Raw genomic sequence first — 16,304 nt, forward strand, 5'->3', positions numbered from 1 at the left:
CGGCCGCGCTCACCCGGAGAGCACGGCGAGCGCCTGCTCGATGAGGGCGGCGGGCCGGGCGGTGACGTCCAGCGCGGTGCCGCTCTCGTCGGGCTGGAGCGGTTCGAGGGTGGCGAGCTGCGAGTCCAGCAGCCTGCCGGTCATGAAGTGGCCCTGACGGGCCGCCATCCGCTCGGCGATCAGCGCGGGGTCGCCGGTGAGGTGGAGGAAGAACAGGCCGGGGGCCGCCGCGCGCAGTCGGTCCCGGTAGACGCGCTTGAGCGCGGAGCAGCTGACCACTCCGCCGCCGGCCAGGTGCCGACGGGCCCAGTCGCCGATGGCGTCGAGCCAGGGCGCGCGGTCGGCGTCGTCGAGCGGAACGCCGGCGGTCATCTTGGCGATGCCGGCCGGGGAGTGGAAGTCGTCGGCCTCGGCGTACGGGACACCGAGCGCGGCCGCCAGCAGCGCGCCGACCGTGGACTTGCCCGTGCCGGACACGCCCATGACCACGACGAGCTTCGGGGGATGCCCTGGGATGCCCGCAGCCCTGCGGTCCTCGGCCTCCAGCTGCGCCATGACGTCCTCATGGGCCATCGCCGGTCCGGTCGGGGCGGCCTCACGGGCCCGGGCTTCCGCGATGTCGGCTGCGTCCATGGCACGCACAGTACGCGCGCCGCGGGGCGCATGGCCCCATCACCCCGCGGCCGTCCCCGCCGTCACCGTCGGCGGCCACCGCTCGTGCCAGCGCTGGTCCGCCTCCAGTTGCGCGGCCAGCGAGAGCAGCGTCGGCTCGCTGTTGGCCGGGCCCAGGAGTTGGGCGCCCAGGGGGAGGCCGCCGTCGGTCAGGGCCGCGGGGACGTTCACGCCCGGCCAGCCCAGGACGTTCCACGGCCAGGCGTAGGGGCACGCCGCGATCATCGCGCGGTCCGTGGCCCAGCCGGACAGCCGGGCCATGGTGCCGATGCGCGGCGGGGGCACGGCCGTGGTCGGGGTCAGCACGACGTCGTACCGGCGGAACAGCTCGCCCACCCTCCGGCGCAGCGGGAGTTCGGCGGCGCGGGCCAGCCGCAGCGGTCTGCCGCCCAGGAGCCGGCCGGTGCGGGCGGCGGTGCGGGTGCGGGCGTCGAGCAGCGCCGGGTCGGGGACGCGGTCGGCCCAGTCCCGCAGCCCGGCCGTGGCCCGCGGCACGAAGGCCAGGCCCACCTGCCCGTAGCGCGGATCGGCCTCCGACACCTCGTGGCCGAGGGCCGCCAGCCGGTCCGCGAGGCGTACGACGGCGGCGCGCACGGTCGGGTCGAGGCGGTGCGGCAGGCCCGTGAACGCGGGCTTGAAGGACAGGGCGACGCGCAGCCGCCCCGGGTCGCGGCCGACCGCGGACAGGACGTCCACGGCGGGCGGGCGGTGCACGTCCTCCGGCCGGTTGCCGGCGGCCGCGTGCAGCAGCAGCGCGGCGTCCGCGACCGTACGCGCCAGGGTGCCGTGGCAGGTGATGCCGTTGAACGACTCGGCGTCCGGCCAGGTCGAGATCCGGCCGCGCTGCGGCTTGACGCCCACCAGATGGGTCCAGGCGGCGGGGATGCGGACCGAGCCCGCGCCGTCGGAGCCGAGGGCCGCGGGCACGAGCGCGGCCGCGACGGCGGCCGCGGCGCCGCCGGAGGAGCCGCCGGGGGTGTGGCCAAGGTGCCACGGGTTGCGGGTGTCGCCGAACGCGGACCCCTCGGTGAACGGCCACTGGCCCAGCTCCGGGGTGTTCGTCTTGCCGACGATCACCGCCCCGGCGGCGCGCAGCCGCCGCACCGCCTCCCCGTCCGCCGTCTTGACCGGGAAGTCACCCGGGCAGCCGAAGGCGGTCGGCTCCCCCGCCACGTCCGTGTCGTCCTTGACCGCGACCGGTACGCCCAACAACGGCAACCGCTCGCCCGCGGCCAGCCGCCGGTCCGCCTCCTCGGCCTCCGCGAGCGCGGCCTCGGCCCGTATCCGGCGGAAGGCGTTGAGCGTGGCCCGGGTCGCGGCGATCCGCCGGAGCGACTCGGCCACCAGGTCGACGGAGGACACCTCGCCCTCGGCGAGCGCGCGGGCCTGTCCGGTCAGGCCCCGGGTCATGACGGCGGTCACGTACGCCTCCTCGGCCGTGGGTGGGGGCGGCGCCCATCGCACAACCACCCCTCGAACAAACGGTAGTGCGCATGGGGTTGGCCGCGCAGCAGCACGGCGCCTACGCACCTTTTTGTCAGTACTTGATCATCCGGACCGCCGCGGGGACGCTGGAGCAAGACCCGCAAGGAACAGGAGTTCGAATGCACGCGAGCACGTCCGCCCCGGCACCCGTCACCGTCCTCGGCCTGGGCGCCATGGGCCAGTCACTGGCGGCCGCCTTCCTCGCCGGCGGCCACCCCACGACGGTGTGGAACCGCTCCGCCGGCAAGGACGAGGAACTGGTCGCCAAGGGCGCCCGGCGCGCCGCGACCGCCGCCGAGGCCGTCGCCGCCGGCCCGCTGACGGTCGTCTGCATGACGGACTACGACGCCTCCCAGGCGGTCCTGGAGCCCCTCGCCGACACCCTGCGCGGCCGGACGCTGGTCAACCTGACCTCCGACACCCCGCAGCGGGCGCGGGAAGCCGCGCGGTGGGCGGCCGAAGCGGGCATCGACTACGTGGACGGCTCCATCATGGTGCCGACCCCGGTGATCGGCCTGCCCGAGGCCCTGATCCTCTTCAGCGGCGGGCAGTCCGCGTTCGAGACGCACGAGCCGACCCTCCGGGCGCTCGCGGGCAACCTGCCCTTCCTCGGCACGGAACCCGGCCTGTCCGCGGTCTACGACCTGGCGATGCTGAACGTCTTCTACTCCACGTACGGGGGCTGCTGCGCTCCTTCGCCATGGCGGCCGCGGAAGGCGTGACGGCCACCGCCTTCGCCCCGTTCGCGCTGGAGATCGGCAAGATCATGCCGCCGATCATCGAGGGGATCGCCACCGACATCGACGCCCGGACCTACCCGGGCGAGCAGGCCAACCTCGCGATGATGGCGGCCGGTGTGGAGCACGTCCTCCACGCGGGCCGGGCGAAGGGCATCGACATGACCGGACTGGAGGCCGTCAAGGCGAGCGCCGACCGGGCCCTGGCCGAGGGCCGCGGAGCGGAGGGGTTCACCAGCATCTTCGAGGTGATGCGCACGGGCCGGTAGGCCCGCGGGCACGGGGTTCACCCCGGCCCCGTCTACCCACCGCCGAGGTCGCGGGCCAGTCGCTCGGCGGACTCGCGGGTGAAGCCGCCGCTGATCTGCACCTCGCCGCCGGTGATGGCGGTGGCGACCGACGGCGCGGAGAGCAGCTCGTTCCCGCGGACGACGGCGAGCCGGTTGGCCGGGGGCGTCCGGCCGGCCAGTCGGCCGGTGAGGTCGGCGAAGCGCTTGGCGTCGCCGCTGGTCAGCTTGATCTTCACGGTCCAGCCGCTGCCGTTCTCCGCGTCGTACGACGCCTCGGACGACAGCGTGCCGGTGACCCGCATGCCGTCGGCGCCGCCGTCCCCGGAGGCGACGGTGAGGCAGCTCCCGGATGCCTCATCGGTGAAGGACGTGGCCGACTCGGCCGCGCAGGCGCCGGGCCGCTCCTGTGCCACCGCCACGAATCGCAGCGGCCCGCCCCGCACCGGACGCGGCGTGCTCGGCGCCGGGCCGGAGCCCGTGGCGTCCGGCTGTCCCTGCCCCTGTCCCGGCCTCTTGCCGCCCAGGAGGCCGTCGTCCTCGTCATCGTCACCGCCGCATCCGGCGGTCAAGACCCCGCCAGCACCACCACCGCCGCCACCGCGGCGCTACCCGACCTGCTCCCGCGCATCGGCCCCGTCCCCCCTCGACTCGTCCTAGAAAGCATCCGCCGGAACGTACGTACCCCACACCTCCCGCAGCGCACCGCACACCTCGCCCACCGTGGCGCGCGCCGCCAGCGCGGCCTTCATCGGGTACATGACGTTCACGCTCGCGGCATCGGCCGCCGCGGCCTCCCACAGCGCCGACAGCGCCGCGTCCACCGCCGCCCCGTCCCGTTCGTCCCGCAGCCGCGCCAGCCGCGCCACCTGCCGCGCCTCGATGGCGGGGTCGACCCGCAGCGGCTCGTACGGCTGCTCCTCGACGAGCTGGAAGCGGTTGACGCCGACCACGACGCGCTCATGGCTGTCCATCTGGCGCGCGATCCGGTACGCGTTCCGCTCGATCTCGCTCTTCTGGAAGCCCTGCTCGATGGCGGCCACCGCGCCCCCCATGCCCTCGACCTCCTCCATCAGCTCCACGGCGGCACCCTCCAGGTCGTCGGTCATCGACTCGACGGCGTAACTGCCCGCGAACGGGTCCACGGTCTCCGTCACGTCCGTCTCGTTCGCCAGGACCTGCTGGGTGCGCAGCGCCAGCCGGGCGGCGGTCTCGGTCGGCAGGGCGATGGCCTCGTCGAAGGAGTTGGTGTGCAGCGACTGGGTGCCGCCGAGCACGGCGGCCAGCGCCTGGACGGTGACGCGTACGAGATTGACCTCGGGCTGCTGGGCGGTGAGCTGGACCCCCGCGGTCTGGGTGTGGCAGCGCAGCATCTGCGACCGGGGGTTGCGGGCCCCGAAGTCCTCGCGCATGACGCGGGCCCAGATGCGGCGGGCGGCACGGAACTTGGCGACCTCCTCCAGCAGGGTGGTGCGGGCGACGAAGAAGAACGACAGCCGGGGCGCGAAGTCGTCCACGTCCATGCCCGCCGAGATGGCCGTGCGGACGTACTCGACGCCGTCGGCGAGGGTGAAGGCGATCTCCTGCGCGGGCGAGGCGCCCGCCTCCGCCATGTGGTAGCCGGAGATGGAGATGGTGTTCCACTTCGGCATCTCGGCCTTGCAGTAGCGGAAGATGTCGGCGGTCAGCCGCAGCGAGGGGCCCGGCGGGAAGATGTAGGTACCGCGCGCGATGTACTCCTTGAGGATGTCGTTCTGCAGCGTGCCGGTGAGCTGGGCGGGGGCCACACCCTGCTCCTCGGCGACGAGTTGGTAGAGCAGGAGCAGCAGCGCGGCGGGCGCGTTGATCGTCATCGACGTGGAGACCTCGTCCAGCGGGATCCCGTGGAACAGCAGCCGCATGTCGTCGAGGGAGTCGACGGCCACGCCGACCTTGCCGACCTCGCCGTGGGCGAGCGGGGCGTCGGAGTCGTGGCCCATCTGGGTGGGCAGGTCGAAGGCGACGGACAGGCCGGTGGTGCCGTGGTCGATCAGCTGCCGGTAGCGGGCGTTGGACTCGTCGGCGGTGCCGAAGCCCGCGTACTGCCGGATGGTCCACGGCCGCCCCGTGTACATCGACGGGTACACGCCGCGGGTGTACGGGTACGCGCCGGGCGCGCCCAGCCGCTGTGCCGGGTCCCACCCGGCGAGCGCCTCCGGTCCGTACACCGGCTCGATGGGGAGTCCCGACTCCGTCTCGCGGGCCATGGTTCACGCCTCCCGGTCCGTCGCCGGCCGGTCGCCGGCGCAACGATCACGTTCGGTCGAGTCAATCGCGTCCCACACGTTCATCGTGCCATTCGGTTCGGTCGACACGGAAAGCTTTGCCGCTCTTGTCGGATGTTCACCCCCTGAGGGGCGCGGGCATCAGAGGATGTGCGGGGAGAGTCATGCACCGGGAGGGGAAGCTGATGATCCGGATACGGTCATCCGTCATCCGTGTCGCGACGGCGGTCGCGGCGGCGGCCGCGCTGACCGCGGGCTGCGGGGTGGGAGCGGGAGTCACCGGCGGCAGGGCCGCGGACGGGGGGAACCACACGCGGCAGGAGGCGGACGGCGCCGGGGGCGGCGGCGCGGCGGGCGGCTCCGCCGCGGAGGCCGCGCAGCGGAAGGCGGAGCTCGCCGCCGACCAGGAGGTGGCGCTGGAGACCGCGCCGAGCGAGGGCGCGCGCAGCGCCAACGCGACGGGGGTGCCGCCCGGCACGCTCAAGGGCAGGTCCGGCACGGTGGCGGGCGCCGTCGCCGCGGCGCAGCCCGGGGTCCAGTCGCTCGGCTCGACGGGCACGAAGGTCCGCGAACTCCAGGCGCGGCTGCTCCAGTTGGGGCTGTTCAAGCTCAATCCGACCGGGTACTTCGGCCCGATCACGCAGGCGTCGGTGCTGGCCTTCCAGCGCGCGCACGCCCTTCCCACCACCGGCAACGCGGGCCCGCTGACGTGGAAGGCCCTGAAGGCCAGGACCAAGGCACCGACCCGCGACCAGCTGTACCCGGTGACCACGCGCCCGGTCGCCAAGCCGGACAAGCGCTGCCTGACCGGCCGGGTGCTGTGCATCAGCAAACAGAGCCGCACCCTGACGTGGATGGTCGACGGCACGGTCCGCAGCGCGATGGACGTGCGGTTCGGCGCGCAGTACACCCCGACCCGCGAGGGTTCGTTCACGGTGTTCTGGAAGAGCCGGGACCACGTCTCGTCGATCTACCACACGCCCATGCCGTACGCGATGTTCTTCAGCGGCGGCCAGGCCGTGCACTACTCGTCGGACTTCGCCGCCCGCGGCTACAACGGGGCGTCCCACGGATGCGTGAACGTGCGGGACAAGGCGAAGCTCGCCACGCTCTTCGGCCAGGTGCGCACCGGCGACCGGGTCGTCGTCTACCGGTAGGGCGCATCGACCGGGCCGGACTCGTTCGGCTGGGGCTGGAGGGGATGAAGTGGGGCGCGGGTGGGGCCGGGGGAACGTGCCCCACCCGCGCCAGGTTGCGCGGTGCCGTAGGTACGGGGGGAACCCCGGCTCCCGCGCGGCCGATGACCAGTCGGCCTTGTTTCTTACAGCGTCACCGCCGCAAAAAACGTCACACCTGTGTTTCTCCGGTGCCCGGAGCCGTCGGGGAAGCCGCGGTCGCCGGTGCGGTGGCGGGGGCGGTGGGGGTGGGAACGGGCGTGGCGGTGGAGTCAGAAGGCGGAGGAGGGCTTCCGTTTCCGCCGCCCTTTCCTCCGCCGTTCTCGCCGCCACCGCCACCGTTGGAGCCGCCGCCGCTGGAGCCGCCGCCGGAGCCGCCACCACCGGAACCGCCGCCGGAGCCGCCCGAACCGCCGCCGCTCCCGGAGCCACCGCCCGAGCCGTCGGAACCGCCGGAGCCACCGGAGCCGTCCGAGCCACCGCCGGAACCACCGGAACCGCCGGAGCCGCCGCCGGTCTCCCCCGCGTTCTTGACGACACGCTCGCAGTAGGAGCGGACCGCCGCCGCGCCGCCCGCCGTGTTCTCCAGCTTCTTCAGCAGCGTCGGCTCGATCTCGGCCCCCTGCCCCGCCACGTACTGGCGGCAGACTCTGAGCACCCACTTCGTCTTGTCCGGCACCGGCGTCGATCCGGTTCCGGTGTCCGGGCCCTCCGTGCGGCCGTCCTCGTCGCCGTCCCCGGGGGTCCCGCTCGCGACCGTGCCGGGGCGCTCGTCCCCGTCGCCGTCGCGGTCACCGGGTCCCTTGGTGCGGCCGTCCGGGCCGGTCGCGCCCGGCGACGGCGTGACCGAGCCGCCGGAGACCTCGGGCCTGACCGAGGCGCCGCCGGCCGTCGCCCCGGCGGACGCCGTCGTCGCGGGCCGCCGCTCGTCGCTCTCGCCGAAGGGCGTCGGCAGGACGCCCACCCCGGCCGCGACGGCCATGCCACCGAAGGCGCAGCCCGCCAGGGCCACGACCATGCCCGCGCGCAGCGGTCGGCGCAGCCGCGAGGGGTGGTCGGCGCCGAGGCGGCCCAGTCGCGGGCCGAAGGCCCGTATCCCCGCCACCTCACTCGAACGCACCGTTCCGGTGGCCCGTGCGGCGCGGAAAGCGGCCACGGCCGCCTCCTCGCCGGGCAGCGGCTCCGCGCGTAGCGCGGGCGGTTCGGCGAGCGCCTTCAACGCGGCGGCCAACCGCTCCGCTTCGGCGTGCGACCGCTCGTCCCGGTCCGGCGTGGTCTGGCGCGCATCGACCTGCTCACCGCGCAGCAACCGCTCCACGGCATCGTTGTCCAACCAGTCGTAGCGGTGGTCGTCGGCCATCACATGTCCTTCTGCGTACGCGCGCGCGAATCCGTCACACCGGCCGACTTCGCCGCTCCGCGCCGGGTCTCCCGTTGCGCGGGTACGCCGTCGAGCACCGCCGGGTCGCCGTCCGCGGCCGGGCCGAGCAGATCCGCGAGGCGGCGCAGGCCCCGGTGTGCGGCGGTGCGCACCGCTCCGGGCCGCTTTCCGAGCACGTCGGCGGCGCTCTTCGCGTCGAGCCCGAGGACCACCCGCAGCACCACGGCCTCGGCCTGGTCCTGCGGCAGCTGGGCGATGAAGCCCAGCGTCCGGTCGGTGCCCAGCGCCTCCAGCGCCTCGCCGGCGGTGTCCGCGTCGGCGGGGCGGCCCTCCAGTTCGGTCTCGTCGCCGCCGATGGCCGGGCGGCGGCCCCGCATCCGGATGTGGTCGAGGGCGCGGTTGCGCGCGATCCGCGCGGCCCAGCCCCGGAACCGGTCGGCGTCGCCGGTGAAGCGGCCCAGGTCCCGGGCGATCTGCAGCCACGCCTCGGAGGCGATGTCCTCCGCGTCGGACTCGCCGACGAGTGTCCGTACGTATCCGAGCAGGCGCGGGTGCACGGACCGGTACACGGTCCGGAACGCCGTCTCGTCCCCGTTCTGCGCCGCGCGCACCGCGGCGGTCAGTTCCGCGTCGTCCCCCTGCACGCCCTCTTCCCGCTCCACTCGGAGAAACCCACGCCCCGCGATGCCGACGCGGCTGCCGATGCCAATGCCGTAGTCAGCCGTGGCCGCCTCCCATCAGTAGCCGGCGGGGCCGGGGCCGGGGGGCGGCGGATACGCGCCGGGCTGGGAGCCCGGCTGGCCGTACGGCGCGGGGCCGGGCTGGCCGTAGGGCGCGGCACCGGGTTGGCCGTAGGGCGCGGCACCGGGCTGGCCGTAGGGCGCGGCACCGGGCTGGCCGTACGGGCTCGCCGCGCCGTACGGATTCGGCGCCCCGTACGGCGCGGGGCCGCCCTGCGGCGGGAGGGAGGCGCGCTGCTCCTGCATGGCCGTGAGCCGGCGGACGAGGAGGATGGCCAGCACCGCCGCGGCGACCATGACGCCCAAGGCGATGACGTTGGAGAACATCGCGTTGTGCGCCTCCTTGAGCACGTCGTCGTCGCCGAAGAGGTTGTCCTCGACCTTCTCGTGGGCGTTGGAGTACCAGCCGAAGGTCACTCCGAACAGGTTGACGCCCCCGATCCAGCAGACCCACCACGCGTTGAGCAGACCGGTGGGGGCCTGCTGCGGGCCGTGCGGGGAGCTGGCGCGCCAGATGTCGTTGGCGATCTGCTTGGGGAACCAGAGGCTGACCACCGGGGTGAACCAGGAGCCCGCGGCCCAGCCGGTGCTCAGCCGGTGCTGTCCGGGCGCGAAGACCTCGGCGTTGCGGCGCATCCGGTGGAACCACATCGGCCAGGCGATCGCCGGGCCGATCCAGGCCAGCATCGACAGCAGGAGCATCGCCCCGAAGGTGTCGTCCGCGTCGTCGGCCTCCGCCATGGTCACGGGCTCGCCGTCCATCGCGTCACCGGCCAGCGACCACTGGTGGAACCGCGCGATGAGCGCTCCGAGGAAGGCGAGAGCCACGATGCCGAGCAGCACCTGGAGCGTGGTGGACAGCCCGCGCCGCAGGTCGGCCCCGGCGGCGGGCATGCCCATCGCGGGAGCCGGGTACGGGGCGGGGCCCGCGGGCGGCGCCGGGGCCTGCGACAGCTGCTGCTGGTACGTGCCGCACGCGGCGCACCGCCCGTCCGGCCCGACGGCGGCAGCCCGGCAGTTCCCACACGGATACATTCTTCGAGTCCCCCAGAGGCGTGGCCGGCTCCGGACCACGCAAGGAAAATGACCAACACACCGCACGACGGCGCGGACCTGCACGTTACGGGCAGGGGCCCAGTCAAGTCCAGAGCGGAAGCGGGCGCCCGGGTGTGACGAAATCCCGGCGTGCGACGCTGTAAGTGATGCGGGTCGGTGAGCGGCCCGCCCCTGGACGACGGTCGGGGCCTCTCCTGTGGGGGGTGGCGGCCCCGGCCGTCCCTTTTTCTCCGCCCTTCCTCCGCCCTTTCCGGGCGGTCTCCGCGCCGCCGCGCCCGTGGTTCCGCCGGGCCCGCTAGTCCACGCGCCCCGCCAGTACCGTGAAGTCCTGCCAGCTCAGAGCCGGTTTCCGCGGGTCCCACAGCCGCTGGGCGACGGCCCGTAGCGGCAGCCGGATGCCGGCGGCCACCTGCTCCTGGGTCTGCGCGTTCGCCCGGTCGCACCAGACGGCGAGCCTGCCGCCGAGCACCCGGTCAGGACCGGTGGGCAGCCCGCCGGGGACCGGCCGGGTGCCGCGCAGTACCTCCGGGGACCACTCCTCGTAAATACGTTCACCTGTCGGGTAGCGGAACTGGTTCGGCTCACCGAGTACGTAATAGAGGTACTCGTCGTTGAGGTTGACCATCTTCCAGCCCTCGGCCAGGTACTGCGCGGGCGGGCGGGCGCCGATCTCCCTTCCGGTCCAGTACTCGACCTGGAAGGCGCGGTCGGGGGCGACGACGCCGCCGGGGAAGAAGCCGTCGTTCCATGCCTTGGGGGTCTTGCCGAGGCCCCGCACCAGCCTCGCCCGGTCGTTGAGCCAGTCCGTCGCCAGGTCCTGGACCCGGGCCCGGCCGCCGAGGTCGCGGCGGGCCGCCGCGGCGAGCCGCGGGTAGGACGCCTCGGGGTCGCGGGCCGTCAGCGCGAGGTACTCGTCGCCGCCCAGGTGCCAGTACGGGCCGGGGAAGAGCGGGGTGAACTCGCGCAGCAGATCGTCCACGATGCGGGCGGCGGCGGGGTTCGCGATGTCGACGGAGCCGGTGACGGGCGTCCCGGAGGCGCGGCGCAGCTGGAGGTCGGGGTGAGCGCGCAGCACCGCGCCCAGGTGGCCGGGCGAGTCGAGTTCCGGGATGACCGTGATGTGCAGAGCGCCGGCGAGCCGGACGATCCGCCGCACCTGGTCCTTGGTGAGGTGGCGCTCGGAGACGATCTCGGGGTGGGTGTCGCTCTGGATGCGGAACCCCTGGTCGTCGGAGAAGTGCAGGGCGAGCTGGTTGAGCTTGAGGTCGGCCATCTCCCGCAGCCGGGCCTCGATCCACGCGGGGGTGAAGTACTTGCGGGCGATGTCGAGGTGCAGGCCGCGCTGCGGGCGCTCGGGCCGGTCCCGGATCTCGCCGTCGGGGAGGCCGCCGGTGGAGCGGACGGCCTGGAGCAGGGTGCGGGTGCCGTAGAAGACGCCCGCGTCGGCGGCGCCGGTGATCCGGACGCGGCCGTCGTGGACGGCGAGGGTGTAGGCCTCCGGGCCGCCGGTGTGCCCGGAGGCGACGGCGAGCTCCACGTCGCCGCGGCGGGGCGGGCCGTCGCCGGTGGACAGCCGCAGTTCGCCGGCGAGCAGCCGGGCCTCGTCGGCGAGCGGTCCCTCGGGGTCGGCGACGACGCGGCTGCCGCCGCCGGGCCGCCAGCCGGGCCCGGAGCGGGTGTCGGCGGTCCGTACGGCGGGGATGGTGCGCGGCGGCGGCACCGGATGGCTCGTCGGGGACGGGGTGGCGGAGGGCGAGGGCGAGCGAGGGGCCGAGGACGGGGCGGTGGTCCGGGGGCGGCTGGGGCTCGGCTTCGACCGGCCGTCCCCGTCGCCGCACCCGGCCAGGGTCATGAGGGGCGCGACGATGGCGGCGACGGTCACGACGGCAGCGGCCCGGATCGGCGTGGGCCGGGACATGCGCGGCACCCTCATGGAAGAAACCTCCTCATTACGCCCGAAAGTACGGGCGTAGCCGGACTCTCGCATTCCGCGCACCGCCGCGGTCCGGGCGCGCCCACGCCAAGATCCACGCCAAGATCCATGCCAGGGGCCGTCAAGGAGTCGTCCACCACGCCGGGGAGAGCCCTCCCGTCCGGGTGAATTGCGCGGATCCACCGGACAGAGCCGGACATACCCCGTTACGGTTACGTCGCTCCCGTCCCACCGAAGCCCTCCCGTCCCGCGCGCCCGAGGAGCCCACGCTGTCCAGCGACACTCCCGCCCCGACCTCGCCGGCCCGGCGCGTCAGACGGCGACAGCCCCGCGCCACCGTCCCGGCCGCCACCGTCCCCGTCCCCGCCGCTGCGGTCTCCGCCGCCGCGGGCGCCACCGCCGCCGCCCTCTCCGCGGCCACCGGGCCGCGCACCTCCCGGCCCCGGAGCCTGGACCGCTTCAACACGGCGCCCGCCGGGGCCGCCGAGGCCGCGCTGCTCGCCTGCTGCGGCAGCCGCGGCTGGGCCCGGCGGATCGCGGCGCACCGCCCGTACCCGGACCTGGAGTCCCTGCTGGCCGCGGGCGACGAGGCGAGCTACGACCTGACGGCCGCGGATCTCGCCGAGGCGCTCGCCGCGGAGGCGCGCGGACCGCGCCACCCGTACGCCGCACCCCGCCCCGCGGGCTGATCTCACCGGCCGCCCGCACCGCGCTGACCGCGGCGCACGCGGAGTACGAGCGAAAATTCGGGCATGTGTTCGTCATCTGCCTCGACGGCGTCCGCCCGGACGAGGCGCTCGACGCGGAGCTGGCGGCGATCCGCATGCGACTGGGTCACGACGAGGAAACGGAAACCGCGGTCTGCGCGGACGAACTACGCCGTATGGCCCGCGGCCGCCTCACACACCTCGCCGGAATCTGCCGGTAGATACCCGTTCGTCCCTGTGCGATAGCCCGTACGTGCCTGTTTGATCACACCGCTCGACCCCGAGCGAAGGAACCGACAACACGTCGCTACGATGGCCAGGGCCGGTGGACCGTACCCGGCCGGGCCCGACCGACAGCGAAGCCGGCAGGCCCCGATCCCCGCTCCCGGAGGGTTTTCCGTGCCGGCTGGAACGCTTTACCGCGGCCGGGAAGGCATGTGGTCCTGGGTGGCTCACCGAGTCACCGGCGTCCTCATTTTCTTCTTCCTGTTCGTGCACGTGCTCGACACCTCGCTCGTCCGCGTGTCGCCAGAGGCGTACGACGACGTCGTCGCCACGTACAAGAACCCCATCGTCAACCTGATGGAGTACGGCCTCGTCGCCGCCATCCTCTTCCACGCGCTCAACGGTCTGCGGGTCATCGCCGTCGACTTCTGGTCCAAGGGCCCGAAGTACCAGCGGCAGATGCTGTGGACCGTCGTCGGCGTCTGGGTGGCGCTGATGGCCGGCGCCTTCTACCCGATCCTTCAGCACACGCTGCGCGACTGGTTCGGGAGCTGACGATGTCCACTGAGACGACTTCGACCGCGAGCGACGTGAACGACGTGAACACCGACGTCAGCCTGTACGACGTGGACAACCCGGCGCCGGTCATCGAGCCGCCGCGGGCCCGCAGCAAGAAGACGCCGAAGGCGACCCGTACCAACTTCGAGATGTACGGCTGGCTGTTCATGCGGCTGTCCGGCATCCTGCTCGTCGTCCTGGTCCTGGGCCACCTGCTGATCCAGCTGGTCCTCGACGGCGGCGTCAGCAAGATCGGCTTCGCCTTCGTGGCCGGCCGCTGGGCCTCGCCGTTCTGGCAGACCTGGGACCTGCTCATGCTCTGGCTCGCCACGCTGCACGGCGCGAACGGTCTGCGCACGGTCATCAACGACTACGCGGAGCGGGACAACACCCGCCTGTGGCTGAAGGGGCTGCTCTACACCGCCGCCACCTTCACCATCCTGCTGGGCACGCTGGTGATCTTCACCTTCGACCCGAACATCCGCTAGACGTCGGGACACGAGGGACAGAGGAACTCATGAAGATCCACAAGTACGACACCGTCATCGTCGGCGCCGGCGGCGCCGGGATGCGCGCCGCCATCGAGGCGACGCAGCGCAGCCGCACCGCCGTCCTGACGAAGCTGTACCCGACCCGCTCCCACACCGGCGCCGCGCAGGGCGGCATGGCCGCCGCCCTCGCGAACGTCGAGGAGGACAACTGGGAGTGGCACACCTTCGACACGGTCAAGGGCGGTGACTACCTGGTCGACCAGGACGCCGCGGAGATCCTGGCGAAGGAGGCCATCGACTCGGTCCTGGACCTGGAGAAGATGGGCCTGCCGTTCAACCGGACCCCGGACGGCACCATCGACCAGCGCCGCTTCGGCGGCCACAGCCGCAACCACGGCGAGGCGCCGGTCCGCCGGTCCTGCTACGCCGCGGACCGCACCGGCCACATGATCCTCCAGACGCTGTACCAGAACTGCGTCAAGGAGGGCGTGGAGTTCTTCAACGAGTTCTACGTCCTGGACCAGCTGATCACCGAGGTCGACGGGGTCAAGAAGTCGGCGGGCGTCGTCGCGTACGAACTCGCCACCGGCGAGATCCACGTCTTCCAGGCGAAGGCCGTCATCTACGCCTCCGGCGGCTGCGGCAAGTTCTTCAAGGTGACGTCGAACGCGCACACGCTGACGGGCGACGGCCAGGCTGCGGTGTACCGCCGCGGGCTGCCGCTGGAGGACATGGAGTTCTTCCAGTTCCACCCGACCGGCATCTGGCGCATGGGCATCCTCCTGACCGAGGGCGCCCGCGGCGAGGGCGGCATCCTCCGCAACAAGGACGGCGAGCGCTTCATGGAGAAGTACGCGCCCGTCATGAAGGACCTCGCCTCGCGTGACGTCGTCTCGCGCTCGATCTACACCGAGATCCGCGAGGGCCGCGGCTGCGGCCCCGAGGGCGACCACGTCTACCTGGACCTGACCCACCTGCCGCCGGAGCAGCTGGACGCCAAGCTGCCGGACATCACCGAGTTCGCGCGGACGTACCTGGGCATCGAGCCGTACACCGACCCGATCCCGATCCAGCCGACCGCGCACTACGCCATGGGCGGCATCCCGACCAACGTCGAGGGCGAGGTCCTGGCGGACAACACCACCGTCGTCCCCGGCCTGTACGCCGCCGGCGAGGTGGCCTGCGTCTCCGTCCACGGCGCCAACCGCCTGGGCACGAACTCGCTGCTGGACATCAACGTCTTCGGGCGCCGCGCCGGCATCGCCGCCGCCGAGTACTCGGCGAAGGCCGACTACGTGGACCTGCCCGAGGACCCGGCGTCCCTGGTCGTCGAGCAGGTCGAGCGGCTGCGCGAGTCCACCGGCAACGAGCGGGTCGCCGAGCTCCGCAAGGAGCTGCAGGAGACCATGGACGCCAACGTCATGGTGTTCCGCACCGAGCAGACGATCAAGACAGCCGTCGAGAAGATCGCCGAGCTCCGCGCGCGCTACAAGAACGTGGCGATCCAGGACAAGGGCAAGCGCTTCAACACCGACCTGCTGGAGGCCATCGAGCTGGGCAACCTGCTCGACCTGGCCGAGGTCATGGCCGTCTCCGCGCTGGCCCGCAAGGAGTCGCGCGGCGGTCACTACCGCGAGGACTTCCCGAACCGCGACGACGTCAACTTCATGCGCCACACCATGGCGTACCGCGAGGTGGGCGACGACGGCTCCGAGTCGGTCCGGCTCGACTACAAGCCGGTCGTCCAGACCCGCTACCAGCCGATGGAGCGTAAGTACTGATGGCTACCCCGACCCTGGACAAGGCGGAGACCGCGGCCGACGCCTCGCCGTACATCACCGTCACCTTCCGGATCCGCCGGTTCAACCCGGAGGTCTCGGACGAGGCGATCTGGCAGGACTTCCCGATCGAGATCGACCCCAAGGAGCGGGTCCTCGACGGCCTCCACAAGATCAAGTGGGACCTGGACGGCTCGCTGACCTTCCGGCGGTCCTGCGCGCACGGCATCTGCGGCTCCGACGCGATGCGGATCAACGGCCGCAACCGGCTGGCGTGCAAGACCCTGATCAAGGACATCACCAGCCCGGACAAGAACGGCGCGTTCAAGCCGATCACGGTCGAGCCCATCAAGGGCCTCACGGTCCTGAAGGACCTGGTCGTGGACATGGAGCCGTTCTTCCAGGCGTACCGCGACGTGATGCCCTTCCTGATCACCACGGGCAACGAGCCGACGCGCGAGCGGCGCCAGTCCGCGGCCGACCGCGAGCGGTTCGACGACACCACCAAGTGCATCCTGTGCGCCGCGTGCACGTCCTCGTGCCCGGTGTTCTGGAACGACGGCCAGTACTTCGGCCCGGCGGCGATCGTCAACGCGCACCGCTTCATCTTCGACTCGCGTGACGAGGGCGGTGAGCAGCGGCTGGAGATCCTGAACGACAAGGACGGCGTCTGGCGCTGCCGCACCACCTTCAACTGCACCGAGGCGTGCCCGCGCGGCATCGAGATCACCAAGGCGATCCAGGAGGTCAAGCGCGCGCTGATCACGCGACGCTTCTGACCGGGTTCCGCCTGCGCGGGCCACGCGGCGGTAGCC

15 protein-coding genes and 1 pseudogene are annotated in these 16,304 nt (G+C 73.1%); 8 read left to right on the top strand and 8 right to left on the bottom strand.

Annotated elements, in window-relative coordinates; genetic code table 11:
- Nucleotides 1–9: 9 nt before the first annotated feature.
- Complete coding sequence (locus tag Q3Y56_RS13725; protein WP_304465601.1) at nucleotides 10–555, bottom strand: gluconokinase; 546 nt, start codon at nucleotides 553–555, stop codon at nucleotides 10–12.
- A gap of 117 nt (nucleotides 556–672) precedes the next feature.
- A complete protein-coding gene (locus tag Q3Y56_RS13730) occupies nucleotides 673–2,082 on the bottom strand; it encodes an amidase (protein WP_304465602.1) in 1,410 nt (469 codons plus the stop codon).
- 194 nt (nucleotides 2,083–2,276) lie between these two features.
- Between Q3Y56_RS13730 and Q3Y56_RS13735 the strand changes: the two genes are divergently transcribed.
- Together Q3Y56_RS13735 and Q3Y56_RS33505 are read left to right on the top strand one after the other, a co-directional pair.
- The gene (locus tag Q3Y56_RS13735) at nucleotides 2,277–2,879 is read left to right on the top strand and encodes an NAD(P)-binding domain-containing protein (protein WP_369696743.1); all 603 of its coding nucleotides are present in this window, start codon (nucleotides 2,277–2,279) and stop codon (nucleotides 2,877–2,879) included.
- Entirely contained in the window at nucleotides 2,858–3,163 is a 306-nt protein-coding gene (locus Q3Y56_RS33505) for a hypothetical protein (RefSeq protein WP_369696744.1), read from the top strand. Before Q3Y56_RS13735 ends, Q3Y56_RS33505 begins: the two co-directional genes overlap by 22 nt.
- Nucleotides 3,164–3,195: 32 nt before the next feature.
- On the opposite strand, the gene Q3Y56_RS13740 is transcribed toward Q3Y56_RS33505, so the two are convergent.
- Both Q3Y56_RS13740 and Q3Y56_RS13745 read right to left on the bottom strand, forming a co-directional pair.
- Complete coding sequence (locus tag Q3Y56_RS13740) at nucleotides 3,196–3,753, bottom strand: hypothetical protein (RefSeq protein ID WP_304462209.1); 558 nt, start codon at nucleotides 3,751–3,753, stop codon at nucleotides 3,196–3,198.
- A gap of 84 nt (nucleotides 3,754–3,837) precedes the next feature.
- Complete coding sequence (locus tag Q3Y56_RS13745) at nucleotides 3,838–5,427, bottom strand: methylmalonyl-CoA mutase (RefSeq protein WP_304462210.1); 1,590 nt, start codon at nucleotides 5,425–5,427, stop codon at nucleotides 3,838–3,840.
- 182 nt (nucleotides 5,428–5,609) lie between these two features.
- Between Q3Y56_RS13745 and Q3Y56_RS13750 the strand changes: the two genes are divergently transcribed.
- On the top strand, nucleotides 5,610–6,602 hold the full coding sequence (locus tag Q3Y56_RS13750) for a L,D-transpeptidase family protein (RefSeq protein WP_304462211.1): 993 nt from the start codon (nucleotides 5,610–5,612) through the stop codon (nucleotides 6,600–6,602).
- A 190-nt stretch (nucleotides 6,603–6,792) separates the two neighbouring features.
- Here Q3Y56_RS13750 and Q3Y56_RS13755 read toward each other — a convergent pair whose 3' ends face one another.
- The 4 genes from Q3Y56_RS13755 to Q3Y56_RS13770 form a co-directional block, all read right to left on the bottom strand.
- A complete protein-coding gene (locus Q3Y56_RS13755) occupies nucleotides 6,793–7,980 on the bottom strand; it encodes a hypothetical protein (RefSeq protein ID WP_304462212.1) in 1,188 nt (395 codons plus the stop codon).
- Nucleotides 7,980–8,645: an RNA polymerase sigma factor gene (locus Q3Y56_RS13760; protein WP_304462213.1), complete on the bottom strand. Its 666-nt coding sequence runs from the start codon at nucleotides 8,643–8,645 to the stop codon at nucleotides 7,980–7,982. The genes Q3Y56_RS13755 and Q3Y56_RS13760 overlap by 1 nt, the downstream gene beginning before the upstream one ends.
- Nucleotides 8,646–8,738: 93 nt before the next feature.
- Complete coding sequence (locus Q3Y56_RS13765) at nucleotides 8,739–9,776, bottom strand: DUF4328 domain-containing protein (RefSeq protein WP_304462214.1); 1,038 nt, start codon at nucleotides 9,774–9,776, stop codon at nucleotides 8,739–8,741.
- A 316-nt stretch (nucleotides 9,777–10,092) separates the two neighbouring features.
- Entirely contained in the window at nucleotides 10,093–11,730 is a 1,638-nt protein-coding gene (locus Q3Y56_RS13770; RefSeq protein ID WP_304462215.1) for a family 20 glycosylhydrolase, read from the bottom strand.
- A 449-nt stretch (nucleotides 11,731–12,179) separates the two neighbouring features.
- Here Q3Y56_RS13770 and Q3Y56_RS13775 point away from each other — a divergent pair.
- From Q3Y56_RS13775 to Q3Y56_RS13795, 5 genes and pseudogenes are all read left to right on the top strand, one after another.
- Nucleotides 12,180–12,658, top strand: a pseudogene (locus Q3Y56_RS13775) (2-oxo-4-hydroxy-4-carboxy-5-ureidoimidazoline decarboxylase).
- Between the two features lie 178 nt (nucleotides 12,659–12,836).
- A complete protein-coding gene (gene sdhC, locus Q3Y56_RS13780) occupies nucleotides 12,837–13,217 on the top strand; it encodes a succinate dehydrogenase, cytochrome b556 subunit (protein WP_304462216.1) in 381 nt (126 codons plus the stop codon).
- A gap of 2 nt (nucleotides 13,218–13,219) precedes the next feature.
- Nucleotides 13,220–13,708 carry a succinate dehydrogenase hydrophobic membrane anchor subunit gene (locus tag Q3Y56_RS13785; RefSeq protein WP_304462217.1) on the top strand — a complete coding sequence of 163 codons (489 nt, stop codon included), beginning with the start codon at nucleotides 13,220–13,222 and terminating at the stop codon, nucleotides 13,706–13,708.
- 29 nt (nucleotides 13,709–13,737) lie between these two features.
- The gene (gene sdhA, locus Q3Y56_RS13790; RefSeq protein WP_304462218.1) at nucleotides 13,738–15,492 is read left to right on the top strand and encodes a succinate dehydrogenase flavoprotein subunit; all 1,755 of its coding nucleotides are present in this window, start codon (nucleotides 13,738–13,740) and stop codon (nucleotides 15,490–15,492) included.
- On the top strand, nucleotides 15,492–16,268 hold the full coding sequence (locus tag Q3Y56_RS13795; RefSeq protein ID WP_304462219.1) for a succinate dehydrogenase iron-sulfur subunit: 777 nt from the start codon (nucleotides 15,492–15,494) through the stop codon (nucleotides 16,266–16,268). Before sdhA ends, Q3Y56_RS13795 begins: the two co-directional genes overlap by 1 nt.
- The last annotated feature ends 36 nt before the right edge of the window (nucleotides 16,269–16,304 follow it).

Origin of the sequence: Streptomyces sp. XD-27 (genome assembly GCF_030553055.1) — a bacterium.
GTDB lineage: Bacteria > Actinomycetota > Actinomycetes > Streptomycetales > Streptomycetaceae > Streptomyces.

Excerpts from the sequence above, each read along its gene's own strand:
- Q3Y56_RS13725 (WP_304465601.1), bottom strand. The coding sequence starts at position 555 with ATGGCGCAGCTGGAGGCCGAGGACCGCAGGGCTGCGGGCATCCCAGGG.
- Q3Y56_RS13730 (WP_304465602.1), bottom strand. The coding sequence starts at position 2,082 with ATGACCCGGGGCCTGACCGGACAGGCCCGCGCGCTCGCCGAGGGCGAG.
- Q3Y56_RS13735 (WP_369696743.1), top strand. The coding sequence starts at position 2,277 with ATGCACGCGAGCACGTCCGCCCCGGCACCCGTCACCGTCCTCGGCCTG.
- Q3Y56_RS33505 (WP_369696744.1), top strand. The coding sequence starts at position 2,858 with ATGGCGGCCGCGGAAGGCGTGACGGCCACCGCCTTCGCCCCGTTCGCG.
- Q3Y56_RS13745 (WP_304462210.1), bottom strand. The coding sequence starts at position 5,427 with ATGGCCCGCGAGACGGAGTCGGGACTCCCCATCGAGCCGGTGTACGGA.
- Q3Y56_RS13750 (WP_304462211.1), top strand. The coding sequence starts at position 5,610 with ATGCACCGGGAGGGGAAGCTGATGATCCGGATACGGTCATCCGTCATC.
- Q3Y56_RS13755 (WP_304462212.1), bottom strand. The coding sequence starts at position 7,980 with ATGGCCGACGACCACCGCTACGACTGGTTGGACAACGATGCCGTGGAG.
- Q3Y56_RS13765 (WP_304462214.1), bottom strand. The coding sequence starts at position 9,776 with ATGTATCCGTGTGGGAACTGCCGGGCTGCCGCCGTCGGGCCGGACGGG.
- Q3Y56_RS13770 (WP_304462215.1), bottom strand. The coding sequence starts at position 11,730 with ATGAGGGTGCCGCGCATGTCCCGGCCCACGCCGATCCGGGCCGCTGCC.
- Q3Y56_RS13785 (WP_304462217.1), top strand. The coding sequence starts at position 13,220 with ATGTCCACTGAGACGACTTCGACCGCGAGCGACGTGAACGACGTGAAC.
- sdhA (WP_304462218.1), top strand. The coding sequence starts at position 13,738 with ATGAAGATCCACAAGTACGACACCGTCATCGTCGGCGCCGGCGGCGCC.
- Q3Y56_RS13795 (WP_304462219.1), top strand. The coding sequence starts at position 15,492 with ATGGCTACCCCGACCCTGGACAAGGCGGAGACCGCGGCCGACGCCTCG.